18 protein-coding genes and 1 tRNA gene are annotated in these 24,791 nt (G+C 46.4%); 8 read left to right on the top strand and 11 right to left on the bottom strand.

What is annotated here, in order from left to right; genetic code table 11:
- Positions 1-18: 18 nt before the first annotated feature.
- The 7 genes from lon to ACU1JV_RS18580 all read right to left on the bottom strand — a co-directional run bounded on the left by lon (position 19) and on the right by ACU1JV_RS18580 (position 10,298).
- Positions 19-2,355 carry an endopeptidase La gene (gene lon / locus ACU1JV_RS18610; RefSeq protein WP_025678468.1) on the bottom strand — a complete coding sequence of 779 codons (2,337 nt, stop codon included), beginning with the start codon at positions 2,353-2,355 and terminating at the stop codon, positions 19-21.
- A 110-nt stretch (positions 2,356-2,465) separates the two neighbouring features.
- Complete coding sequence (gene lonB / locus ACU1JV_RS18605) at positions 2,466-4,193, bottom strand: ATP-dependent protease LonB (RefSeq protein ID WP_016324658.1); 1,728 nt, start codon at positions 4,191-4,193, stop codon at positions 2,466-2,468.
- 217 nt (positions 4,194-4,410) lie between these two features.
- On the bottom strand, positions 4,411-5,529 hold the full coding sequence (gene ispG / locus ACU1JV_RS18600) for a flavodoxin-dependent (E)-4-hydroxy-3-methylbut-2-enyl-diphosphate synthase (RefSeq protein ID WP_013372694.1): 1,119 nt from the start codon (positions 5,527-5,529) through the stop codon (positions 4,411-4,413).
- Between the two features lie 110 nt (positions 5,530-5,639).
- Positions 5,640-6,896 carry an ATP-dependent protease ATP-binding subunit ClpX gene (clpX, locus tag ACU1JV_RS18595; RefSeq protein WP_013372695.1) on the bottom strand — a complete coding sequence of 419 codons (1,257 nt, stop codon included), beginning with the start codon at positions 6,894-6,896 and terminating at the stop codon, positions 5,640-5,642.
- 12 nt (positions 6,897-6,908) lie between these two features.
- On the bottom strand, positions 6,909-7,499 hold the full coding sequence (gene clpP / locus ACU1JV_RS18590) for an ATP-dependent Clp endopeptidase proteolytic subunit ClpP (protein WP_016324659.1): 591 nt from the start codon (positions 7,497-7,499) through the stop codon (positions 6,909-6,911).
- Between the two features lie 409 nt (positions 7,500-7,908).
- Positions 7,909-9,222 carry a trigger factor gene (gene tig, locus ACU1JV_RS18585; RefSeq protein ID WP_013372696.1) on the bottom strand — a complete coding sequence of 438 codons (1,314 nt, stop codon included), beginning with the start codon at positions 9,220-9,222 and terminating at the stop codon, positions 7,909-7,911.
- 143 nt (positions 9,223-9,365) lie between these two features.
- Positions 9,366-10,298, bottom strand: a complete 933-nt coding sequence (locus ACU1JV_RS18580; protein WP_413986876.1) for a hypothetical protein — start codon at positions 10,296-10,298, stop codon at positions 9,366-9,368.
- Between the two features lie 238 nt (positions 10,299-10,536).
- On the opposite strand from ACU1JV_RS18580, the gene ACU1JV_RS18575 reads away from it, so the two are divergent.
- Together ACU1JV_RS18575 and ACU1JV_RS18570 are read left to right on the top strand one after the other, a co-directional pair.
- Positions 10,537-10,610: transfer RNA gene (locus ACU1JV_RS18575), tRNA-Arg, on the top strand.
- Between the two features lie 212 nt (positions 10,611-10,822).
- Positions 10,823-11,587 carry an exodeoxyribonuclease III gene (locus ACU1JV_RS18570; RefSeq protein WP_337683508.1) on the top strand — a complete coding sequence of 255 codons (765 nt, stop codon included), beginning with the start codon at positions 10,823-10,825 and terminating at the stop codon, positions 11,585-11,587.
- A gap of 112 nt (positions 11,588-11,699) precedes the next feature.
- Here ACU1JV_RS18570 and ACU1JV_RS18565 read toward each other — a convergent pair whose 3' ends face one another.
- Positions 11,700-13,046 carry a GH1 family beta-glucosidase gene (locus tag ACU1JV_RS18565; protein ID WP_413986877.1) on the bottom strand — a complete coding sequence of 449 codons (1,347 nt, stop codon included), beginning with the start codon at positions 13,044-13,046 and terminating at the stop codon, positions 11,700-11,702.
- 364 nt (positions 13,047-13,410) lie between these two features.
- On the opposite strand from ACU1JV_RS18565, the gene ACU1JV_RS18560 reads away from it, so the two are divergent.
- Entirely contained in the window at positions 13,411-14,451 is a 1,041-nt protein-coding gene (locus ACU1JV_RS18560) for a LacI family DNA-binding transcriptional regulator (RefSeq protein WP_025678477.1), read from the top strand.
- Between the two features lie 85 nt (positions 14,452-14,536).
- On the opposite strand, the gene glpK is transcribed toward ACU1JV_RS18560, so the two are convergent.
- Together glpK and ACU1JV_RS18550 are read right to left on the bottom strand one after the other, a co-directional pair.
- Entirely contained in the window at positions 14,537-16,030 is a 1,494-nt protein-coding gene (gene glpK / locus ACU1JV_RS18555; protein WP_058830507.1) for a glycerol kinase GlpK, read from the bottom strand.
- 31 nt (positions 16,031-16,061) lie between these two features.
- Entirely contained in the window at positions 16,062-16,886 is an 825-nt protein-coding gene (locus tag ACU1JV_RS18550; RefSeq protein WP_058830506.1) for an MIP/aquaporin family protein, read from the bottom strand.
- Between the two features lie 316 nt (positions 16,887-17,202).
- Here ACU1JV_RS18550 and ACU1JV_RS18545 point away from each other — a divergent pair, with 316 nt between their 5' ends.
- The 5 genes from ACU1JV_RS18545 to ACU1JV_RS18525 all read left to right on the top strand — a co-directional run bounded on the left by ACU1JV_RS18545 (position 17,203) and on the right by ACU1JV_RS18525 (position 23,242).
- Positions 17,203-18,684 (top strand): PTS transporter subunit EIIC, encoded by a 1,482-nt coding sequence (locus ACU1JV_RS18545; RefSeq protein ID WP_413986878.1) that lies wholly within the window; start codon positions 17,203-17,205, stop codon positions 18,682-18,684.
- A gap of 197 nt (positions 18,685-18,881) precedes the next feature.
- Positions 18,882-20,165, top strand: coding sequence for an ABC transporter substrate-binding protein (locus ACU1JV_RS18540; protein WP_413986879.1), 1,284 nt, complete (start codon positions 18,882-18,884; stop codon positions 20,163-20,165).
- Between the two features lie 32 nt (positions 20,166-20,197).
- A complete protein-coding gene (locus ACU1JV_RS18535) occupies positions 20,198-21,073 on the top strand; it encodes a carbohydrate ABC transporter permease (protein WP_058830503.1) in 876 nt (291 codons plus the stop codon).
- Positions 21,074-21,094: 21 nt separating this feature from the next.
- Positions 21,095-21,922 (top strand): carbohydrate ABC transporter permease, encoded by an 828-nt coding sequence (locus ACU1JV_RS18530; protein WP_013372706.1) that lies wholly within the window; start codon positions 21,095-21,097, stop codon positions 21,920-21,922.
- 147 nt (positions 21,923-22,069) lie between these two features.
- Complete coding sequence (locus ACU1JV_RS18525) at positions 22,070-23,242, top strand: iron-containing alcohol dehydrogenase (protein WP_413986880.1); 1,173 nt, start codon at positions 22,070-22,072, stop codon at positions 23,240-23,242.
- 57 nt (positions 23,243-23,299) lie between these two features.
- Here the strand turns inward: ACU1JV_RS18525 and ACU1JV_RS18520 are convergent, their stop codons facing one another.
- Complete coding sequence (locus tag ACU1JV_RS18520; RefSeq protein WP_025678493.1) at positions 23,300-24,718, bottom strand: alanine/glycine:cation symporter family protein; 1,419 nt, start codon at positions 24,716-24,718, stop codon at positions 23,300-23,302.
- Positions 24,719-24,791: the final 73 nt, after the last annotated feature.

Genomic DNA, 24,791 nt, shown 5'->3' with positions numbered 1-24,791 from the left:
TGTGTCTTTAATTCCTCTCTAATGTACCCTTGCCTGCTCAACCAAAGCATGCTTTAACACCTGATCCATATGGGCAACGGGGACAAATTCAACATCCTGCCGGATACTGTCGGGAATATCCTTCAAATCCCGTTCATTATCTTTGGGAAGCAGAATTTTTTTGTAACCTGCCCGATGGGCAGCCAGCGATTTTTCTTTCAAACCACCAATCGGCAATACGCGACCGCGCAGGGTAATTTCGCCCGTCATCGCTACATCCTTGGATACATGACGGTTGGTCAAAGCCGAAATTAATGCGGTAGCAATCGTGATTCCGGCAGATGGGCCATCCTTCGGAATTGCTCCCTCAGGAATATGAATATGGATATCATTTTTCTCATAGAAATCCAATTCAATGCCCAGATCGACTGCTTTGGAACGAGTGTAGCTGAATGCCGCCTGCGCGGATTCTTTCATAACGTCTCCAAGTTTACCCGTAAGGATCAGTTTCCCGCTACCAGGCACGACCGTCACTTCAATCATCAGTGTTTCACCACCGACCTCTGTCCACGCCAAGCCTGTAACCGTACCGATCTGATCCTCCAGTTCTGCTACACCGTAGCGGAATTTGGCGATACCCAAATAATCTTTCAAATTATCCGGTGTGATTTCAATCGGCCCTTCGCCACCGGATACAACTGACTTCGCCGCCTTGCGACATAGAGAAGCCATTTGCTGTTCAAGATTACGCACACCAGATTCACGGGTATATTCACGAATGACTCGCAGCAGCGTATCCTCCCCAATAACCAACTGTTCCTCTCCCAAGCCATGCTCTCTCTTCTGCTTGGGTAGGAGATACCGATTGGCGATTTCCAACTTCTCCAGTTCGGTGTAGCCGGGAATATAGAGCGTCTCCATACGATCCATCAGCGGACGCGGGATATTATGCGCAGCATTGGCTGTCGTTACAAACATCACGTTGGACAGATCAAACGGCAACTCAACAAAATGGTCACTGAACGTGTTGTTTTGTTCAGGATCGAGCACTTCGAGCAATGCCGCCGATGGATCGCCCCGGAAGTCGGAGGCCATTTTATCAATCTCATCCAGCAAAAAGACTGGATTAGATGTTCCTGCGGTCTTCATTCCCTGAATAATCCGACCCGGCATCGCGCCAACATAAGTCCGGCGGTGACCACGGATTTCCGCTTCATCCCGCACACCTCCGAGAGAGATGCGGACAAATTCCCGACCCATGGATTTGGCAATCGAGCGAGCCAGCGAGGTCTTGCCGACTCCTGGCGGACCTACGAGACACAGAATGGGTCCCTTAATGGTCTTCACCAGTTTGCGCACAGCCAAATACTCCAACACCCGCTCCTTGGGCTTATCCAGCCCGTAATGGTCGTTATCGAGTATTTCTTCTGCTTTGACAATATCAAGATCATCATCGGTGAACTTGTTCCACGGCAAGCTTAACAGCCAATCGACGTAATTGCGGATGACACCACCCTCGGCAGAGCTTGCCGGCATTTTTTCCAGACGGTCAATTTCCTTTTCGACCTTCTCCTTCACCGGAACCGGCAACTCTCGTTCACTTAGCTGGTTGCGTAGTTCTTCAACTTCTCCTGCGCGACCTTCCTTCTCACCAAGTTCCTTCTGAATCGCCTTCATTTGTTCACGCAGATAATACTCCTTCTGCGTCTTTTCCATCTGCTTCTTCACACGCTGGTTGATTTTACGTTCCAGCTCCAGCACTTCACGCTCATTGTTTAAAATATCTAGAAGCTTCTCCAGACGCTGAGTTACGTCGATCGTCTCCAATATATCCTGCTTTTCCTTAATTTTGAGCGTCAAATGGCTTGTGATCACATCAGCCAGGCGTCCTGGCTCCTCAATATCAGATACCGCAGCGAGAGTCTCCGGTGTTACCTTTTTGGACAAATTGATATAATGCTCGAACTGAGTTAATACAGTGCGCATAAGCGCATCCGTTTCAGGCTGCACATTTTCTGCCTCGTGCAGTTCCTTCGCCATTACCTCGTAATATTCTTCATTGTCCGTATATTGAATAATCTCAGCACGTTCCAGCCCTTCCACCAATACTCGAATGGTTCCGTTGGGAAGCTTGAGCATTTGGCGTACTTTGGCTACCGTGCCGACTCGAAAAATATCCTCTTGTGTGGGTTCTTCAATATTAACTTCTGATTGAGAACACAGGAGAATCAAATTGTCTTCAACCATCGCTTTTTCCAAAGCCTTGACCGATTTTTCCCGGCCCACATCGAGATGTAGAACCATGCTCGGGTAAACCAGAAGTCCTCTTAAAGGCAGCAAAGGAAAACGACGACCTTTTGTCTTGGTGGGTCCCATCGCTTTCGCACCTCCAGTGATTCTCAGGTTCCGGATTTTACAATCCTCACGTTGCTATCTTTCATATTTTATCAAATGTTTTATAAAAAAACCAATGAAAGACTAGTTCATTAGCAAGATCCTGTATCTGAAATCGTCCCATTGTGCGTTCCATCCGCCTGTAACAAGGAGGACTGGGATGGGCGAAAAGTCTCAATTGGCGCATGTACAGGCGCATCCGTAGTCATCTCTTCTCCGAACACATGACGGAACACTTCGGTCACCGACTGTACAGGGATGACTTTTAGGCCTTCAATGCTATCAAAAAGAGCTTGCCAGTTGTCCTGCGGAATGATCACTTTTTTGGCTCCAGCCTGAAAAGCAGCTTCGACCTTGGCTAATACGCCGCCAATCGGCTTGACTCGGCCATGGATGCTAATCTCGCCAGTCATGGCAATTTCATGATCCACCGGAATTCCCCGCATTGCAGAGGCAATAGCTGTTGCCATTGCAATCCCTGCCGACGGACCATCTACTGGCGTCCCCCCAGGAAAATTGATATGCAGATCGTAATTGGAGGGGGATAAACCGAGCGTACGCAAAACAGTCAGAACATTTTCTACAGAGCCTTTAGCCATGCTCTTACGACGCAGTGTTCGGGAGTTACCTCCGATCTCTTCTTCATCCACAACACCCGTAATATTATAGCTTCCCTTTCCTTCGGGAACCGGAACCGCAGTAACTTCAATTTCCAGCAGCATCCCCATGTTCGGACCGTATACGGCTAATCCGTTAACGAATCCGATTTGCGGCAAGCCCGGTATTTTCCGATCAGGACGGGGTTGAATTTGGCTGCTACCCGCTACCCATTCCACGTCCGAAGCATCGAGTCGTTCCCTTTTCTCGGTAAGTGCCAAACCAGCAGCAAGCTGGATCATATTGACTGCCTCCCGGCCGTTGGTCGCGTAACGCTGTACAACCTCTACTGCCTCTGGACAAGGGCCAAAGCCTAGCTTGTGTACAGCATCTTCAGCAATACGAGCAATCTCCTGCGGCTGCAGGGCACGGAAATAAATTTCCATACACCGGGATCGAATAGCAGGTGGCAGCTCGTGCGGCGAACGGGTCGTCGCACCTACCAAACGGAAATCCGCCGGCAAACCGTTTTGGAAAATATCGTGAATGTAAGCAGGCGTATGCGAATCTTCTGAATTGTAATATGCACTTTCCAAAAATACCTTTCGATCCTCCAGCACTTTCAACAGCTTATTCATCTGCGTTGGATGCAGCTCGCCAATCTCATCAATGAACAACATCCCTCCATGAGCCTTCGTTACAGCTCCGGGTTTAGGTTGAGGGATACCTGCTACACCCATCGCTCCTGCCCCTTGGTAGATTGGATCATGAACTGAACCAATTAACGGGTCCGCAATACCACGCTCGTCAAAACGGGCCGTTGTAGCATCAATTTCCGTGAATTTAGCATCCCCTTTGAACGGGGAGGACTGATTCTTCTTGGCCTCTTCCAGCACCACACGTGCGGCAGCCGTTTTCCCTACACCAGGGGGGCCATAAATAATGACATGCTGCGGATTCGCACTGCATAACGCCGCCTTGAGCGCACGCAGCCCGTCCTTCTGACCGACGATATCCTGTAACGTGGCAGGCCGTGTGCGTTCAGCTAGCGGCTTAGTAAGTGAAATAGAGCGCAATTTGCGCAACTTATCCAATTCCTTCCGAGATTCCCGATCCACCGCACTACGGTTCGTTTTCTGGCTCCGTAGAAGGTTCCAGAAATACAGACCAATAACAATCCCGAAAAACATTTGCACCAATAACAATATCATAGTCAAGTCCATCGTATTCCCTCCGTTTCTCATCTCAGCAATTTGAAAATGCTGTTCTATGAAAGACAGTATTTCCTTTTCCACGAGAGCTAAACGGCTGTCTTTCAAAAGATCAGAGAGAAATACAAAAACACCGCGAAGAACAGTTCTGTAGCAGAGCTGCTCTCCACGGTGTTTAAACAATGACAATAGTTTATGATTATACCTATTTTAAAATAACCGCTTATGCCTACACTTTCTCGGCAGTGTGACGCTCTTCACGTCCGGGTATTTTACCTGTTTCCTCATAAGCTTTGACAATGATATCAATTTCTTTTTTCAATTCGTCAACCATTTCAGCCTCAGGGACTTTGCGAATCATCTTTCCATAACGGAACAATAGACCTTCTCCGCGTGCTCCGGCAATTCCGATATCAGCTTCCTTCGCTTCACCCGGGCCGTTAACTGCACACCCTAGTACAGATACTTTAATCGGCACCTTGAGTTTTGCAATGTAATCCTCTACCTCGTTCGCAATAGAGAACAGATCAATATCCAGACGCCCACAAGTCGGACAAGAAATCAATGTAGCTGCGTTCGTGATCAACCCAAACGTTTTGAGCAACTCCCGTGCTACCTTCACTTCTTCTACCGGATCGGCACTTAGCGAAATACGCATGGTGGACCCGATACCTGCTGCCAACAGAGCTCCCATACCTGCCGCGCTTTTAACCGTTCCAGTAAAGAGTGTACCGGCTTCGGTGATGCCCAAATGGAGGGGATACTTAATAATTTCAGCTGCCTTCGTGTAAGCGGCAATCGCCATTGGAACGTCAGAAGCCTTCAGTGATACGATAATATCATGGAAATCAAGCTCTTCCAGTATCCCGATATGGTACAGTGCACTTTCTACCATCGCTTCTGGCGTAGGGTAGCCATACTTATCCAGTAAATGCTGTTCCAATGATCCGGCGTTTACACCAATCCGAATTGGAATCCCCTTTTCTTTACATGCCTTAACGACAGCTTCCACTTTTTCACGTCGTCCAATGTTGCCTGGGTTAATGCGAACCTTGTCAATCCCATTTTCAATTGCCAGTAGAGCCAGCTTGTGATTAAAGTGAATATCTGCAACCAGCGGAATATGAATCCGCTTCTTAATTTCTTTAATAGCTGCGGCAGCTTCCTCATTATTGACGGTAACCCGCACTATCTGACATCCGGCTTCTTCCAAACGAAGAATCTCGGCTACTGTAGCTTCCACATCTGCCGTTTTGGTAGTGCACATGCTTTGGATGATGACTTCATTGCTGCCGCCAATCGTCAGATTCCCGACTTGAACGGGACGTGTGTCTTGTCTTAAGAACATATACTTTTCTCTCCCATTAACGCCAAACCTCCACCCCATAAAACCTCATACGGGTTTCGTGAAGTGGAGATCTGGCTTCTCATGTTGTAGAGATCGCGAAGTATCAATCCTTAGGCGCTCTCTTCTTGTTTTTTATCCTTATCTGTACCACCGAGTTCCGGTGCAATTTTGTCTTTTACTACCTGCTCGTTGATGACGCAAGTCGTCACATCATCACGGGAAGGAACTTCGTACATAACGTCAAGCATAATACCTTCAATAATTGCGCGAAGGCCACGAGCACCCGTGTTACGCTTGATCGCCTCACGAGCAATGGCTTCCAGAGCATCTTGTTTAAACTCCAGCTGCACATTGTCCAGTTCCAGCATCTTCTGGTATTGCTTGGTCAACGCATTTTTCGGTTCAGACAAAATACGAACCAATGTCTTCTCATCAAGTGGCTCCAGCGTCGAAATGACTGGCAAACGTCCTACGAATTCCGGAATCAGACCGAACTTCAACAGATCCTCAGGCAATACCATGGAGGTATATTCGCCTGGTTTCAGATCTTTTTGTTCACTAGTCGCGTTAAAGCCGATGACCTTCTTACCGATACGACGTTTGATCATTTGCTCCAGACCATCAAAGGCACCGCCACAAATGAACAGGATATTCGTAGTATCAATTTGAATGAATTCTTGATGTGGATGCTTGCGACCGCCTTGCGGAGGTACAGAAGCAACCGTGCCTTCCAAAATTTTAAGCAATGCTTGCTGTACACCTTCACCCGATACGTCACGGGTAATGGACGGGTTTTCAGATTTACGAGCTACTTTATCAATTTCGTCAATGTAGATAATGCCGCGTTCTGCTTTTTCTACATCATAATCGGCAGCTTGAATCAGTTTCAGCAAAATGTTTTCAACGTCTTCACCCACATAACCCGCTTCCGTAAGGGAAGTGGCATCTGCGATAGCAAATGGGACGTTCAAAATTTTAGCCATGGTTTGCGCAAGCAACGTTTTACCCGAACCTGTAGGTCCAAGCATCAAAATGTTACTTTTTTGCAGTTCCACATCATCAATTTTGTTTTGTGTATTAATACGTTTGTAGTGATTATACACCGCAACAGACAGTGATTTTTTCGCTTGATCCTGACCAATAACATATTGGTCCAGAATTTCACGGATTTGCATTGGTTTTGGAATGTCTTTCAGATCTACTTCTTCTTCATGACCCAATTCTTCCTCCACAATTTCCGTGCACAACTCGATGCATTCATCACATATATATACGCCCGGTCCGGCAACAAGCTTGCGAACCTGATCCTGAGATTTGCCGCAGAAAGAACATTTTAATTGTCCTTTTTCATCATTAAATTTAAACATAGAGCCACCCCTTTACAGATTAATCGGTTTAGACAGCACCTGGTCAATGATACCGTATGCTTTTGCCTCTTCCGCTTCCATGAAGAAATCCCGGTCAGTATCACGTTCGATTTTTTCGAGGGGCTGACCTGTACGCTCCACATAGATTTGATTCAGCTTGGCACGTGTTTTGATAATCCAGTCCGCATGAATCAGCATGTCGGAGGCTTGCCCCTGAATGCCGCCGAGCGGCTGGTGGATCATAACTTCACTATTGGTAAGTGCATATCTTTTGCCTGGTGCACCAGCTGTGAGCAATAAAGAACCCATACTAGCAGCCATACCTACACAAATCGTCGATACATCCGGCTTAATGAATTGCATTGTATCATATATACCCATGCCTGCAGTAACAGAACCGCCTGGCGAGTTAATGTACAAATTAATGTCCTTCTCCGGGTCTTCCGCAGAAAGGAACAATAGCTGTGCAATGACGAGATTGGCGACATCGTCATCAATCGGGCCACTTAGGAAAATGATGCGATCCTTAAGCAACCGCGAGTAAATATCGTAAGATCGTTCTCCTCGATTCGTTTGTTCCACAACCATAGGGACGAGACTCATCACGACCAACCTCTTTTCTTTATTAAAATGAACACCTGTATTCATCCGCTTCCTTATGTCCCATTAAAACGGAAGCGGCAATCATGAAACGTGAACACCTTACAAAATATTTTAACATGTTCAGAGTCTCGTGTCATATTTGCCTGCTCATATATGAAGTGCAGGCTATTTACAGACACCCTGCCGAGACCTTCTCATATTTAACCATGTTTCGTATGTATGTGCAAATGTACGGTAGTGACTTATGTAAAACAGAAAACACCATTCACAGCGCTTTCCATAAACGACTAAAATTTGGGTTGTCTAAGGTAAAAATAAGGCACGTAACTTTCACTACGTGCCTTATCCTTATCTAATTACTACGTTGCAGCCTGTTACAGCCTACACACCGTATATTTTATCGTTTAAATTACTCAGCAGCTGCAGCTGGCGCTTCAACTTCTTTGCTGTTTTCCACCAGCAAAGCGATTGTTTTGCGCAGGGAGATCTCTTCTTTCAAGTTAGCGAACGAGCCGTTACTTTCCAGAATGCTACGGATCTCTTCTACAGAACGTTTGTAAGTGTCAGCCATGTTTTGCAGTTCTTCATTAATTTCCGCTTCGGAAACTTCGATGTTTTCTGCTTTAGCCACTTGCTCCAGCACGAGGTTGTTGCGTACGCGCTTCTCAGCATCTGCTTTCATTTGCTCTTCCAGGTCTTCTTTGCTTTGACCGGAGAAGCCGAGGAACATTTCAAGGTTCATGCCTTGGCTGCGCAGACGGTTGTCGAAATCGCGAACCATGTTTTGCACTTCACTCTTGACCATTGCTTCAGGAATGTCGATTGTTGCATTTTCAGCAACTTTCTCCACTACAGCGCCCTCACGAGCTGCTTTAGCTTCGTTTTCTTTGCGCTCCAGCAATTGCTTTTTCAAGTCTTCCTTGAATTCAGCAAGTGTGTCAAATTCACTTACATCTTTAGCAAATTCATCGTCCAATTCAGGAAGAACTTTGCGTTTCAGTTCATGAACTTTCACTTTGAATACAGCTTGTTTACCAGCGAGGTCAGCAGAATGGTAGTTCTCAGGGAACGTTACTTCAACGTCCTTGGAATCACCAGTGTGCAAACCAATCACTTGGTCTTCAAAGCCAGGGATGAAGGTATTGGAACCCAGTTCCAGAGAATACTTCTCAGCTTGTCCACCTTCGAATTGTACGCCGTCTACGGAACCGTCGAAGTCAATGATAGCTGTATCGCCGGATTGAGCAGCATCTTCATCAACAACAACCAATTCAGCATGACGTTGTTGCAGGCGCTCCAGCTCTTGAGCCAGTTCTTCGTCACTTACTTCGTTTTTGCTTACAGGCACTTCTACGCCTTTGTAATCGCCCAAAGTTACTTCAGGTTTAACCGTAACTTTTGCTTTGAATTTGAAAGATTCGCCTTTAGCAAATTGATCAATTTCAACATCAGGGCTATCTACTGGGAAGATGTCTGTTTGCTCTACAGCTTGGCTGTATGCTTCTGGCAACAGGAAGTCAATTGCATCCTGGTACAGACTTTCAATACCATAACGTTTTTCAAAGATAGGACGTGGTACTTTACCTTTACGGAATCCTGGTACACTTACTTGTTTAACCACTTTATTAAAAGCTTTGTCGAGTGCAGCGGCTACACGATCCGCGTCTACCTCAACTTCAAGAACCCCAAGGTTCTTCTCTATTTTCTCCCAAGTTGCTTTCATTTTATGCTTTCCCCTCCAACAAAATCTTCACTTAGTTTTCATTACAATCAACGCACACAAAATAACCACTATAGTATATCTAACATTACTGTCTTTTTCAAGGGCAGCCCTTGAATGCTTTAACAGGTAAACGTTTCCGGTCATTAAGGAGTGTTCATTCCCGCCGCGACGAATAATCGCATCGACCGATACGCTTGCTCAAAACGGAAGCGTAGTGCATCTGTAATGCCATATATAGCGCGGGTTTCTTCCTCATTATTGTTCCCGTTCAAACTTTCCGAAACGGTCTGATGGAGTGCTGCTGCCCAAATATCCGGCATCCCGGCCTCTTCCACCAACATTGATCTATAATCTTTCGTACCGTACACTGCCATCACAAACTGTGACCATAGCTCCTGTGCAAAATAGAATAGTGTAGGCTCATGCACTTCAGTCTGGTCAGCTACCCGTTCCAAAATACGCATAATCGCCTCTGGAAACTCATCGGGCTGTAACGGAACCGTTTCAATATCGATTTCCGTCTTTTCATCACCCCGTCTGATTTCTATCGTCCCTTCCATTCCACGGCGTCTCATTGTCTGAAGAACACGGAATTGGAGAAGAGGATGGATTTCCCGTTCAGTAATCCAGCGAAGCAGGGCATCGTCGATCTCCGGCAGTTCCAAGTAGGATAGCTGTTCCAAAGCTAGAATCGTCTGTTCGGATAACGGTTGATCCATAGCCATCTGCAAAAGCTTGTTACCGTAGCCTGCATCCTGTTCCTGCTTAAAGCGTGCATGACGGCGAGCCAACTCAACTTCACTGACTTCATCTTCTTCCACATTGTCCGTTGCCGTCCCGCTGTCAGCGTACTGTGGAAATGCAGCTTCCAGCCATTGTAACAGAGCGTTCCATTCATCGTATTGTTTCTGCTCCTGTCCCTGACACTGCATCAAAAAACGCAGCATCGCCATCGCCTCTCCGTAACGTTCGTTCTCAAGCATCACCGTAAGTTGAATTTGATAGTAGTCCAGTGTCTTCGGAAACAATACGATATTATTTTCTTTTGTCGTCACCTTGGAGTCCTTTATTTTCAAGGCACCCCCTCTCCTCCGCAAGCTAAAGTATTTGTAGATTATATGAGAAACAGCAGCCGAAGTTCAACCACTCGTCTTCAACATATTCACCTGTATTCTAACATACCCTTTTATAAGGCAAAAAAAACGATGTGTATTCTGAATTTATGTGGTGTAGAGGCCAAATAAGCGATATATGCAAAATAAGACTTGTATCTTTTTCATCCTTATGATATATTAATATTCGCTTGAATTTTATGTCCCAGTAGCTCAGCTGGATAGAGCAACGGCCTTCTAAGCCGTCGGTCGGGGGTTCGAATCCCTCCTGGGACGTATAGCCGAAGCTTCCTGTTTAGGAAGCTTTTTTTATTTTCCAGCGAAATAGGACCCACTGTGGATGTTGGAGCCTAGCATCGTATTACAACCTATTTAATGTAGAAAAGGCTGTTTCCGTAGCGCTGTTTGAGCGCTTGTTGGGACAGCCTTTTATCGAGGGTATACCATTACACCGCTTGACTGCGTGGAGTAGTAAGGAGTTTAATCAAATGAAATTAATATCTTGGAATGTAAATGGCTTAAGAGCCTGTGTAACCAAAGGATTTTATACTTATCTAAAAGAAACGAATGCTGATATTTTTTGCGTACAGGAAACGAAGCTTCAAGAAGGACAAATCCTCATGGAGAACATGGAGGAATACGCTCAATACTGGAATTACGCTGAGAAAAAAGGGTACTCCGGCACAGCTATTTTCACCAAAATCAAGCCGCTCTCTGTGCATTATGGACTTGAAGAAAATGAAGAGCCAGAGGGTCGAACGATTACACTAGAATTCGAAAAATTTTACCTCGTCAATGTGTACACACCAAATACGAAACGAGACTTATCGCGATTGCCATACAGACTGGAATGGGAAGACCGTTTTCGCAGCTATCTGCAACAACTAGACGCTCAGAAGCCTGTCATCATTTGCGGAGACTTGAACGTGGCTCATCAGGAGATCGACCTTAAAAATGCTAAAGCCAACTACGGTAATGCTGGCTTCACGCCCGAGGAACGAGACCGCATGTCACAGCTGCTCAACGCCGGATTTATAGATACCTTCAGATATTTTTATCCTGATCGGACAGATGTTTATTCCTGGTGGTCCTACATGCCAAAGGTGAGGGAACGGAATATCGGCTGGCGGATTGATTACTTCCTCGTCTCAGAGAGGCTTCGTCCGCTATTAATGGATGCGAGTATTGATTGCCATATTACAGGCAGTGACCACTGCCCTGTTATATTGGATTTGCAAGATTTTTCTGCATAGATCCCCTACCTGACGCAAGGATTTATAAAATTAAAAAACCGTCATGCTCTGTTTTACAGCATGACGGCCTACATAAATTGAAGCTATTGCTAACTTGCACCTGGTTTTCTGTTTAAAACCCGTTCTTCTCCATCATTTGCTTGAACCACAGCGCACTTTGTTTGGGGGTCCGTTCCTGCGTCTCGTAATTGATATGTACAATACCAAAACGCTTGCTATATCCCCAGGCCCATTCAAAGTTATCAAAGAAAGACCAGACAAAATAGCCCTTGAGCTGACCTCCCTCCCGGATAAAGCGATGACACGCCTTTAAATGCTCTTCAATATAGCGCTGACGCCCGGTATCTTCAATTTGTCCATTCACCAGTTCATCCTTCATCGCTGCTCCATTTTCCGTAATCAGAATGGGTAAGCCCTTGCTAAAATCCTTCTCAATCCGCGTCAGCAGCTTATAAAAGGATTCAGGGTGAATCTCCCATCCCATGTCTGTTACTGGCTCCTCCATGTGAATCTGCTCCACTTGCAGTAGCGAAGCGTCGTTAGTTGCTCGAATGACGCTGCGGGTATAATAGTTAATGCCTACAAAATCTCCCGGTTGCTGAATCAGCTCCAGATCACCAGGCTGTACAAAATCCAATCCATTCAGATACGTTCCGTACCATTCCACCATATCTTCAGGATACTTTCCGTTAAACAATGGCTCAGCAAACCAACGATTAATAAAGCCATCCCTTCTGGCGGCAGCAGCTATGTCCTCGGGTCGCTCGGAAGCAGCATCCACATGTTCCATGTTTAGCGTAATGCCAATTTTACCTGTTAATCCTTTTTCCTTATGCAAATTGATCGCAATCCCATGACACATCAAAATATGATGGGCAGCAGTAAAGGCTTCGCTCCAGTTCTCATGACCAGGAGCATGCTCCCCTGTACCATATCCCAAAATAGAGGCGCAATAAGGCTCGTTTATCGTATTCCACCAGTTTATTCGCTCGCCAAATCGGTCCATGATTACAGAGGCATACGTTTTAAAATGTTGGATAATCTCTCGCTGCGTCCATCCACCTTCGTCCTCAATCCACTGCGGTAAATCCCAGTGATACAGAGTCAGCATTGGAATTAGCCCGGCCGACTCAAGCTCATCCAGCAGATGCTCATAGAAGAGCAGCCCTTGTTCGTTGACCACGCCGGGCGCGGGCATAATGCGCGGCCAAGCCACAGAAAAACGATAATGTAAAAAACCAAGCTGTTTCATTAATTGCACGTCTTCTTTAAAGCGGTGAAAATGGTCACAAGCCACATCTCCACAATCCCCTTCGATCACCTTCCCGGGAATTTGACAGAAAGTATCCCAAATGGAGGGCGTTCTACCGCCCTCTTTTGTGCCACCTTCAATTTGATAGGAAGAGGTTGAAGTTCCCCACATAAACGTATCAGGAAATACAAAGATATTCTCACTCATACTCGGTACCTTCCTTTCAGAAATAAAGACTTCACAGCTCCGGCCATTGCACCGCCGACAATAAAGCTCTGGAGGAAAATATGCAAAATAACCAGCGGTAAATGCATTCACTTTTACGAAATCGGTTTAGTTAATTACAGCTACTATTATGTATCGAATAACCTGTATTTGTAAATAGAGAATTATGAAATATCAAAAAAATATAATAACCGTTAAATTATCGTTGTTACTCCTTAAAATATTAGGATAAATCCTTTATTAACTCTGTTGACTCCCATCTATGAGGTAGCATAGAATACGAGTAATCATTGAATTTGAAATACAAAGTCAATTCAACTAAATCAGTTTAGTTGCGGAGGATTCCATGAATATAAAAACAATAGCTAGTATGGCAGGCGTTTCAGTAGCGACGGTTTCGAAAATCATAAACAATTACACAGATATCAGTGAGGAAACCCGGCAGCGAGTACTTAAAATTATGGAGGAAACAGGCTATAGACCTTCCTCCTCGGCTAAAACACTTGCTACCAAAAAATCCAATCTGGTAGGCGTTATATTCGCTGGCAAGCTGAATGTCGATTTTAGTCATCCTTTTTTTGTGGACATCATTAATGTTTTCAAAAAGCAGATTGGCTTGCTCGGTTATGACCTGCTGTTTTTTTCAAATGAAAAATTTCTAGATAATGGAGAGGACTATTTGGCTCGCTCGAAATATTTTTCAGTGGACGGGTGCATTATTATTGCTGGGGACGAAGTGGAGAAAAGTGTTTTCGATCTCGACGCCAGTCCTATCCCCTGCATCGGTGTCGATATTGAGCTAACCGGAGCCAGTTCCTGCTACATTATGTCCGACAATCAAAAGATCTCAATGAAGGTTGTTGAGCACTTTTACATGAATGGATACCGCGAGATGGGTTTTATAGGCATTGAACGCCCCTCCTTGGTTATTAAAGAGAGAGAGGAAGCATTTATCGCTTCACTAAAGCGGTTTAGCCTTGATTTCAGACCTGAATGGATCGTGTATGGTAAGGACTATGCGGCAGAGGATGGATACCAGATCGCGAAGGCGTGGATACAGCAAGGAGATTTACCAAGAGCTGTTTTTGCGGCTACCGACCTGCTTGCCTTTGGTGCCATCCGTGCTTTTAAGGAAAGCGGCTTGAGGGTACCCGAGGATATTGCTGTAGTAGGCTGTGATGATATTGAAGCCTGTCGTTATACCGATCCTCCATTGACGACTGTAAAACAAGACAAGCAAAAAATAGGTCGTCTAGCCGCCATGGTGCTGTTTGACCTGATGAATAAACAAATGGATACGAAATGTATTAAAGTAGAGCCCGAACTAGTCATTCGTACCTCTTGCGGAGCCCGGCAAAATTGGAACCATACGAGGATCAAGGGATAGCATATACCTCAAAAAGGTGACTCCTGTTGAATTTAGAAGTCACCTTTTTACAGTTTAAATATATTGAGCCTCTTCGTTTAAGCTATTACTTATAGGCCATCGTTGCATTCACGGCCTTTTTCCAGCCTTCATACAGGCTGTCACGTGTTGCTTCATCCATCGTAGGGGTAAAGGAAGTTTCCACCCTCACTCGCTTACGAAGTTCATCTGTACTCTTCCAGTATCCAACCGCCAAGCCTGCCAGACATGCGGCACCCAGCGCTGTTGTCTCATGGATGACCGGCCGCTCCACCGTCGCATCCAGAATATCGCTCTGGAATTGCATCAGAAAATTGTTCAGCACAGCTCCACCATCCACTCGCAACATCTTCACCGTAATACCTGAGTCAATCTCCATGGCTGTAAGCACATCCTTGGTCTGATAAGCGAGCGACTCCAAGGTGGCGCGGATAAAATGCTCTTTTGTGGTTCCCCGTGTCAGACCGAACATCGCTCCACGCACCTCGCTATCCCAGTAGGGGCTGCCTAGTCCGACAAAAGCGGGTACAAGATACACCCCTTCTGTAGAGGAAACACGGGCCGCATAAGGCTCACTGTCCTTCGCCTCACGGAACATGCGCAGCCCGTCTCGCAGCCACTGGATCGCCGAGCCCGCAACAAACACACTCCCCTCGAGTGCGTATTGCACTTTGCCTTCCTCCAGTCCCCAAGCGATGGTCGTGATCAGGCCGTGCTTGGATTCAACAGGCTGATCCCCCGTATTCATCAGCATAAAGCAGCCTGTGCCGTAAGTGTTTTTGATCATTCCTTTTTCATAACAAGCCTGACCGAACAAGGCTGCCTGCTGGTCACCTGCTGCACCAGCGATCGGTACATTCTGACCAAAAAAATGATAATCCACGGTGTGCGCATATACCTCGGAAGAGGGCCTTACCTCAGGCAGCATGATTTTTGGAACACCCAGAATGTCCAGCAGCTCTTCATCCCACTTGAGCTCATAAATATTGTACATCAGCGTTCTGGCCGCATTGGAGTAGTCTGTTACATGAGCTTTTCCACCGGATAGTTTCCAGATTAGCCACGAGTCAATCGTACCGAATAACAAGTCACCTCGTTCCGCCTTTTCCCGCGCGCCTTCTACATGATCCAGTATCCACTTTACTTTAGTGCCTGAAAAATACGGGTCGATCAATAACCCTGTTTTGCTGTGAAACAACTCCTCATGCCCTTGCCGCTTCAATTCTTCGCAAATATCCGAGGTTTGGCGTGATTGCCATACGAGTACGTTATACACGGGTAATCCTGTATTTTTGTCCCACACGACCACCGATTCACGCTGATTGGTAATGCCGATGGCAGCAATTTGGTTTGCTTTTACACCCGATTCGGAAAGACAGGAGGCAATAACGCCCAGAATAGAGCTCCAGATTTCATTCGCATTCTGCTCTACCCAGCCGGGGTGAGGAAAATATTGCGGAAATTCCCGCTGGGCTGAGTACACCACATCTCCTTCGCTATTGAACAAAATCGCTCTTGAACTTGTCGTTCCCTGGTCTAGTGACAAAATATATTTTCCCATGTTCATCTCTCCCCGTGTAAATCCATCGTTTTTACGCTGTTAGCTTATGATTCATTTTATGATTTTTATAAGTACGACTGATACGGAAGGTAATCAAGAGTACAACCACGATGACCCCTAATAAAATCCAGAAAGCCGGAGTCACACTTCCCTTAAAAACGGCCTGATAAAATGGCCCTGCGAAAGATCCCCCCAATAGCGGTCCTACAATGGGCACCCATGCATATTTCCAGTTGGATGCTCCCTTGCCGGGAATCGGTAGCAAATAATGCATCAGACGCGGTCCAAAATCCCTCACTGGATTGATGGCATAACCCGTTGTACCTCCAAGGGATAAACCGATACTGACAACCAAAAAACCAACAATCAGCGGTTTCAGGCCGTCTGTAAATGAATTGGCACCAAACGACAGTAAGGCAAGGACAAAGATAAAAGTACCTATCATTTCACTAAGTACGTTGGCAAACGGATGATCAATAGCTGGTCCTGTCGCAAATACACTGAGTTTGGTTGCTGCGTCCTCCGTCTCTTTCCAGTGGGGCCAATAATGCAAAATGACGATCACTGCACCCGCCATGGCCCCAAAAAGCTGGGCCACAATATAGCCGGGAACATCCTGCCATGGAAAACTACCCTGAAATGCCAACGCGAGTGTAACTGCCGGATTCAAATGCGCTCCGCTGATTTGACCCACCGCATACACCGCAATAGCTACCGCGAGCCCCCACCCCATTCCGATCACAATCCAGCCGGAAGCGTGAGCAAATGACTTTTTCAGGGACACCCCTGCGCACACTCCGCCACCTAGGGCAATAAGAATCATTGTCCCTATGAATTCGGCTGCGTATGGCGACATACAACCAACCTCCTCAATAGATCCTCCGATTTTGATCGTTTTCATCGCGCAAAAAAAGAAAAGCCATCACAAACCAACCCTGTGCTGTACATGGGATGTCTGCGTGGCTCTCTCGTCTCCGTCACGATTATTAACTTAAATTTGATATTATATAAGCATGTAAGCGATGTCAACTGCGGATTTACGTCTTTTAGTATTCTAAAATAATCGTTGACCATGTTAGATTGCGCGATTTATGATGTAAAAAAATGGCTGGACGTAAGGATTTCAGGATGAATACGACACTCCCAAACTTGATGAAGAAGGGAAGAATGTTATGCTGAAATTTCTACAAAAAATCGGCAAGTCGTTAATGCTTCCAGTAGCTACTTTACCCGCCGCAGGGATCTTGCAAGGGCTAGCTCTCATTAATTATGAAACGGACATTCCGCTTGGTCCTGGAGTCGGTGGATTTCTGAATCATTATGTCACTCCTTTTCTGAACGAAGGAGCGGGTGCCATCTTCGGCAACCTGGCGCTCATTTTCTCGATCGGTGTTGCCATTGGCCTGGCAGGCGACGCGGTAGCCGCACTTTCGGCAGTCATTGCCTACTTGGTGCTGACCCGTATTTTGGCGGCCGTACCGGGTATATTTGCGTATATTCCAGACGACGTCAAGCTGGACATGGGCGTATTGGGTGGTATTTTTATCGGCGGATGGTCTGCTTACCTGTTCAAAAAATATCACAATATTCAGCTTCCAGATTGGCTTGGCTTTTTTTCGGGCAAACGTTTTGTCCCCATGATTACCGCCTTCACGACCATGATTCTAGCCATTCTGCTCGGCATGATCTGGAGTCCGATACAAGATGGAATTGCAGCCTTCGGCAACTGGATTGTCGGCTTTGGCGGAATCGGGTCAATGGTGTTTATGATTGCCAATCGGCTGCTGATCCCGCTCGGTTTGCATCATGTGTTGAACTCGATCGCATGGTTTCAAATTGGCGACTATACCAATGCTGCAGGTGAAGTTGTTCATGGTGATCTGACGCGTTTTTTTGCAGGTGATACATCGGCAGGTATGTTCATGTCCGGCTTCTTCCCCATTATGATGTTCGCTCTGCCTGCGGCGGCTCTCGCATTCATCCATACGGCCAAACCGGAAAAACGTAAAGCTGTCGCTTCCATCTTTATTGGTTCTGCGCTAGCATCGTTCCTGACCGGAATTACTGAGCCCCTCGAATTTTCGTTTATGTTCATTGCACCATTGCTTTACGGCGTTCATGCTCTGCTAACAGGGCTGAGCGGTCTGGTCGTATACCTATTGGATGTCAAACTCGGCTTTTCTTTTTCAGCAGGTCTCATTGACTATCTGGTCAATATGAAGCTCTCCACCCATCCATTGCGAATGATCCCGATCGGGCTTGTCTTCGCCTTCGTGTATTATTTTCTATTCCGCTTCATCATTCTCAAATTCAACCTAAAGACTCCCGGGCGTGAAGACGATGTAGATGACAATCTCCTATCTGAGGCTAACGAATCCATACCCCACGGAAAGGCAAGCACCCTATCCGACACTCAGTCCAGTCATGCAGACAAGGTCCTAACCTACCTCGGCGGTTCAGACAACATCCAAAGCATTGATGCCTGTATCACACGGCTACGCCTTGTCGTCAAAGACGACAAAGTGGTTAACGATCAAGCTATTAAGCAGCTCGGAGCGTCAGGAATTATCAGGCTTGGGAACGGTACCCTGCAGGTTATTTTCGGTACTCGGTCCGAAACTCTGAAAGATGAGATACAACGATTGATGTCATGAAGCTAATCTCCTGACTTAAACACGTGCGATCTTCCTATAACAGACGCACGTGCTTTTTTTATGGATAAACGTTTCAAATTTTTTGTTTTTGGTTAAGGCAATGCACATAAATGGGTAACAGCTTCATATGATGGAGCTAAACCATTTTACAACTTGTTCAGTAGGCAGATTATTCAGACAGCAAGGAGGGAAATGATGTGAAGACAGTACAATGGCTGATATTATGTCTTGCTTTTCTCACTATGATTAGTGGTTGTAGTGGGTCCCTGTCCTCTGAAGGCCAATCATCTGAAACTAATTTGTCAAACGGAAAAAAGATAACGCTTATATTATGGTATTGGAATCGTTCTATTGACGATGAATTGCTCGCCCAGGCGGAAAAACAGTTCCCCGACATTGAATTAAAAACTCAAAAAATAGGCGGTGACTTTAAAGCCAAACTGAAGACAACGCTCGCAGCTCGTTCCGGTGAACCAGACATCGTAGCTCTGAACGACTGGATGGTGGAGCTGTTCCCCAGTGCGGATCGTTTTTATGATTTAAGGGAACTCGGAGCAGACCGCCTGAAGGATCAATATTTGGAATGGAAATGGAATCAGGGGATCACTCCTGATGGTAAAATGATTGCATTTCCTATGGATACTGGGCCCACCGCCCTCTTCTATCGTAGCGACCTGTTTGAACAGGCGGGCTTACCTAGTGATCCTGAACAGGTCAGTTCCTCTATCCGTACATGGGATGATTACATGGCAGCCGGAGAACAACTTCGTCAGAAATTCGGAAGTCGTTCGTTTTTGGCTGATAATATTGTAAACGTTTACAATCAAGTGCTTGCTCAGCATACGAACCTATACTTCAAGCCGGACGGAAGTTATATCGGCAATCAATCTCCTGACATCCGCCTAGGCTGGAAAACCGCTGTGGATTTCCATAGGAAGCATCTGCTCGCCAATGCGGATGGCTGGACTCCCGAATGGAACGCTTCGGTCAATAACGGTAAAATCGCCTCGTTCGTAGGGGCAATCTGGATGAAGCAAGTTCTCACAGAGGCTGCACCGGATACAGCAGGCAAATGGAGAGTCGCTCGGGCTCCTGGAGGAGACGGCAATCTGGGAGGTTCTTTCATCTCTATCCTCAAATCCAGCCAACATCCCAAAGAAGCCTTTGAAGTCCTGACCTGGCTGCAAAACCCGGAACACCAACTGGAAGCCTACCACAAAATCGGGCTGTTCCCATCCACTCCCGGCGTCTATGACGATCCAGTCATGGAGACACCCGAGCCTTTCTTTGGTGGTCAGGCCACTGGTCTCATTTTTGCCGCCTCCGCACGTCATGTGAAAAGCAGTTATTTCGGCGAGCGCTATCCTGTCATCCATGGCATAGTGACCCGCCGCCTTTCCAATGTGGCCAAACAAGATGCCGATCCCGACGCATTATGGTCGGAAACGATGCAACGAATTGAACGGGAATTACAGCGGTAAAATACAAAATCCAAAAAAGGCGTGTGGACAATATGCTGAGAGAAATCTGGAAGCACCGGGCCGTATATGTTGCGATCTCGCCATTTTATCTGCTGTTTGCCATCTTTGGCTTGTTTCCGATTGGTTTTTCATTGTACCTGGCGTTTCACAAATGGGACGGGATCGGAGACATGACCTATAACGGTTGGGGTAACTTTCGTTACCTTGTGACAGACACCGAATTTTGGCAGGCTGTAGGCAATACGTTTGTGATCTGGGTGTATGCCACGATTCCAATGCTACTTCTAGCCCTTATTGTTGCCTTTCTGCTTTATGCCCCTTTTGTGAAATTGCGCACCTTATGGCGAGTTGGATTCTTCCTGCCCAATGTGACGTCTATTGTTGCTGTTGCCATCATCTTCGGCGCCTTATTTGCCAACAATTTTGGATTTCTCAACTATCTTCTGCAGCTTTTGGGGCTACCTATGATCCAATGGCTCAATGTGCCGTGGGGTATCCAAATCGCCATTTCTTCCATGGTCGTCTGGAGATGGATGGGTTACAACGCCATCATCTATCTGGCTGGACTCCAGAGTATTCCGCATGTGCTGTATGAGGCCGCCAAAATAGACGGCGCAACCGGAGCGCAGGCTTTTTTCCGCATCACCATTCCCATGCTGCGCCCAGTTATTTTATTTACAGTCATTACGTCCACCATCGGCGGTATGCAGCTCTTCACTGAGCCACAGGTTCTGGTCGGTAATGACGGCGGTTCCGGGGCAAGTGGCATGACCATCGTTTTATACTTGTACCGCGAGTCGTTCATCAACAACTATTTTGGATATGGTGCTGCCGTCGGATGGGGCATGTTTCTCATCATTGCTGTATTCTCCATCATCAATTGGAAACTCGTTCAAGGTAAAAAATAACGATGGAAGGAGCGTCACAACATGATGCAGACACGTGCAAAATCCATTGTTCTATATGCCGGGCTGTTGGTAGGTATCATCCTGTCGATGTTTCCGTTTTACTGGCTGATCGTCATGGCGACCCGTACAACCTCAGACATCTATCGTTTTCCGCCACAATTGTGGTTCGGTAGCCACTTCCTGGATAACATAACGAGAGTATTGCAGCAGATTGATTTTGCTGGAGCTTTTTTTAATACCCTTTTTGTAGCCAGTTCTGTTACCGTATTGGTGCTGTTTTTTGATTCACTGGCTGGTTTTGCATTCGCCAAGTTTGATTTTCCGGGCAAAAAGGGGCTATTCGTCATACTGCTTGCAACAATGATGGTCCCTTCACAACTTTCGCTCGTCCCCTCCTTTGTCATGATGGCTTCCTTTGGATGGGTAGGTACGTTCAAAGCGCTCATCATCCCAGGTATGGTAAATGCTTTCGGTATTTTCTGGATCCGCCAGTATGCAGAAGAATCCATTCCCAAAGAGTTGCTGGATGCGGGGCGTATGGACGGGTGCAGCTTTTTTCGGCTGTACTGGAATGTAGCACTGCCGATTTTAAGACCTGCGTTCGCTTTTCTCGGCGCATTTACCTTTATAGGAGCTTGGAATGATTACTTATGGCCGTTAATCGTTTTAACGGATGAGCGCAAATTTACGCTCCAGATTGCATTGTCCCAGTTGAACGGGATTTACAATACGGACTATGCGATGGTCATTGCTGGCACCCTGCTGGCTGTACTCCCTCTTATTATTTTGTTTCTTTTTATCAGCCGCCAGTTTATTTCCGATCTTGCCGCTGGAGCGATCAAAGATTAGCTTCACTTGATTCCCCTTATTCTTTTCATGTATAATTGTTAATCGTCATTTCAAATAGCTTACATGGCCAAGTCAGATATTAACGAGCTAGTCAAGATAAGAGATTACAATTTGAACATGAACTATGAACCGAGGGGAACCTTCCAGATGAACAAATTCACATATTATAATCCCACCAAATTAATTTTTGGAGACAATCAAATTGAACAATTGCAGCAAGAGCTGTTGAATTACGGAAAAAACATTTTGCTGGTATATGGAGGCGGAAGTGTTAAGCGAAATGGTTTGTATGAACAGGTATTAAACGCGTTAGAGCCTCTGCACCTCAACATTCATGAATTGTCGGGCGTTGAACCCAATCCGCGCTTGTCTACCGTTAAGAGGGGCATCGAGATTTGCCGAAATGAAAAGATAGACTTCCTGCTTGCAGTGGGCGGCGGAAGCGTTATTGATTGCACCAAAGCCATCGCAGCAGGGGCTGAATATGACGGCGATGTGTGGGATATTATCAACAAAAAACATATGCCAACCCAGGCTTTGCCCTTCGGTACCATCCTTACACTCGCCGCCACGGGTTCGGAAATGAATCCGGATTCTGTCATCACCAGCTGGGAAACGAACGAGAAATACGTGTGGGGCAGCGCGGTGACGCATCCTAAATTCTCCATCTTGGACCCGAAAAACACCTTTTCTGTGCCACGTGATCAGACGGTTTATGGCATGGTGGATATGATGAGCCACGTCTTTGAACAGTACTTTCACAATGTTAAAAATACACCGCTGCAAGACCGTATGTGCTTTTCCGTGCTGCAAACCGTGATTGAAACGGCACCTAAGCTGCTGGAGGATTTGCACAACTATGAGCATCGCGAAACGATATTATATGCCGGGACGATTGCCCTGAACGGTACGCTGCAAATGGGCTACTTCGGGGATTGGGCTTCGCATACCATTGAACATGCACTATCTGCTGTATATGATATTCCTCATGCTGGCGGTCTAGCGATTCTGTTTCCCAACTGGATGAGACATACAGTGGATCAGGATGCTGCACGCATGAAGCGGCTGATGCTCAGTATGTTCGACTTGGACACTGTAGGTAAAACTGACAGAGAAATTGCCTTGGAAGGTATTGACTGTCTAAGTGCGTTCTGGACAAGTCTTGGTGCCCCTTCTACCCTGGCCGATTACAACATTAATGATGAACAATTGGAAAACATCGCAAGCATTGCGGCCCGTGAAATGGAGCACGGAGGTTTCGGTAATTATCAAAAGCTGAAACAGGAAGATATTTTAGCTATTTTGCGTGCATCGTTATAACAATTAAAAGGGAGTGTCCTCAAGCCTGTGATGGCTGAGAGCACTCCCTTTTATTATTTATGAATTGATCGTTTGTCCTTTTTCTTCTACTTGGATAGCCGCCCCTACATTGGCACCTGCAAGAATGCCCTTTTTCTTATTAGGATACAAAGAATTCATATAGGTTCGGGTTTCTGCAACGACAATGCCTGACAAGCCGAGCAGTGCAATCAGGTTTGGAAAAGCCATCATTGCGTTAAAAATATCTGCCAGCAGCCAAATCGCATCCAATTTAATGAACGCGCCCCCGCCAACCAGTACAATGAACAGATAACGATAAGGCTTGATCCACTTGACCCCAAGCAAGTATTCAACACAGCGTTCTCCGTAATAGTTCCAGCCGAGCATGGTGGTGAATGCGAACATAATCAGGATGATGGTGAGCAGTTCTGCTCCCAGCGGAAATGCACTGGAAAATGCTTGCTGAGTCATCAAACCTGCATCGGTAGGCCCGCTCCACACCCCGCTGACCAGTAGCGTCAACCCGGTCATCACACAAATAACCATCGTATCAATAAACACACCCGTCATGGAAATCAGCCCTTGTTCCGCAGGCCATTTGGTTTTGGCAGCTGCGGCTGCAATCGGTGCGCTTCCCAATCCAGCCTCATTGGCAAAAATACCTCTGGCTACCCCGCTACGCATGGCCAGCATAATCGTAGCTCCTGCAAATCCACCCGTTGCCGATGTAGTTGAAAATGCCGAATGAAGCACAAGCGCGATTGCGGCAGGAAGCTGGTCAGCAAACCGAATCAGTACAATAATACAAATCAGTACGTACAAGCCTGTTTTAAAAGGAACGACCTTCGTCGATACCTTGGCAATGCTTTTGAGTCCTCCAATGGTGACAAGAGCTGTAAGGACAGCAATAGTCAGTGCCGTTACAATCGGCGGAACGCCAAAACTGTTTTCAGTGGAAGATACAATCGCCTTGACCTGAGGAAATGTTCCGATCCCGAACAACGCTACCAGCATCCCCGAGAAAGCAAACAGCATCGCCAACGGTTTAAAGCGGCGTCCCAGGCCTTTTTCAATATAATACATCGGGCCGCCGGAGAATTGTCCATTCCGATCCTTCACCCGGTATTTTACCGCAAGTACACCTTCCGCGTATTTCGTCGCCATCCCAAAGAAGGCTGCAACGACCATCCAGAACAAGGCACCCGGCCCGCCCAGCTTAATGGCTGTCGCTACGCCGACAATACTTCCTGTACCAACGGTAGCCGCCAGCGCCGTACTCAAAGCCGCAAAGCTGCTTACATCCCCGCTGCCTTCATTCGGGGCCTTACCGATGAGCTTGATCGCCAGAGGCAGGCGGAATACCTGCAACATTTTTAGACGTATGGTCAGCCATAACCCCGTTCCCATGACAAGGACGATGAGAGGCGCCCCCCATATCCAACTGCTAATCGTTTCTAACACATGTACCAAATTCATTTCAACCCGCTCCTCCAGCATATTAGAAAACAAAAAAGAGTCAAATCCGTTGATTCGACTCCTGAAGAGGTTA

The organism is Paenibacillus sp. T2-29, assembly GCF_052921365.1.
This window is presented reverse-complemented; position numbering and strand designations above follow the sequence as displayed.

What these genes read in the sequence shown, in the direction of transcription:
- clpX (WP_013372695.1), bottom strand. Translation starts at nt 6,896, where the DNA reads ATGTTTAAATTTAATGATGAAAAAGGACAATTAAAATGTTCTTTCTGC.
- ACU1JV_RS18525 (WP_413986880.1), top strand. Translation starts at nt 22,070, where the DNA reads ATGAACAAATTCACATATTATAATCCCACCAAATTAATTTTTGGAGAC.
- ACU1JV_RS18545 (WP_413986878.1), top strand. Translation starts at nt 17,203, where the DNA reads ATGCTGAAATTTCTACAAAAAATCGGCAAGTCGTTAATGCTTCCAGTA.
- ACU1JV_RS18570 (WP_337683508.1), top strand. Translation starts at nt 10,823, where the DNA reads ATGAAATTAATATCTTGGAATGTAAATGGCTTAAGAGCCTGTGTAACC.
- glpK (WP_058830507.1), bottom strand. Translation starts at nt 16,030, where the DNA reads ATGGGAAAATATATTTTGTCACTAGACCAGGGAACGACAAGTTCAAGA.
- ACU1JV_RS18520 (WP_025678493.1), bottom strand. Translation starts at nt 24,718, where the DNA reads ATGAATTTGGTACATGTGTTAGAAACGATTAGCAGTTGGATATGGGGG.
- ACU1JV_RS18535 (WP_058830503.1), top strand. Translation starts at nt 20,198, where the DNA reads ATGCTGAGAGAAATCTGGAAGCACCGGGCCGTATATGTTGCGATCTCG.
- ACU1JV_RS18560 (WP_025678477.1), top strand. Translation starts at nt 13,411, where the DNA reads ATGAATATAAAAACAATAGCTAGTATGGCAGGCGTTTCAGTAGCGACG.
- clpP (WP_016324659.1), bottom strand. Translation starts at nt 7,499, where the DNA reads ATGAGTCTCGTCCCTATGGTTGTGGAACAAACGAATCGAGGAGAACGA.
- lon (WP_025678468.1), bottom strand. Translation starts at nt 2,355, where the DNA reads ATGGGACCCACCAAGACAAAAGGTCGTCGTTTTCCTTTGCTGCCTTTA.
- ACU1JV_RS18550 (WP_058830506.1), bottom strand. Translation starts at nt 16,886, where the DNA reads ATGTCGCCATACGCAGCCGAATTCATAGGGACAATGATTCTTATTGCC.
- ACU1JV_RS18565 (WP_413986877.1), bottom strand. Translation starts at nt 13,046, where the DNA reads ATGAGTGAGAATATCTTTGTATTTCCTGATACGTTTATGTGGGGAACT.
- ACU1JV_RS18530 (WP_013372706.1), top strand. Translation starts at nt 21,095, where the DNA reads ATGATGCAGACACGTGCAAAATCCATTGTTCTATATGCCGGGCTGTTG.
- ispG (WP_013372694.1), bottom strand. Translation starts at nt 5,529, where the DNA reads ATGTTCTTAAGACAAGACACACGTCCCGTTCAAGTCGGGAATCTGACG.
- tig (WP_013372696.1), bottom strand. Translation starts at nt 9,222, where the DNA reads ATGAAAGCAACTTGGGAGAAAATAGAGAAGAACCTTGGGGTTCTTGAA.
- lonB (WP_016324658.1), bottom strand. Translation starts at nt 4,193, where the DNA reads ATGGACTTGACTATGATATTGTTATTGGTGCAAATGTTTTTCGGGATT.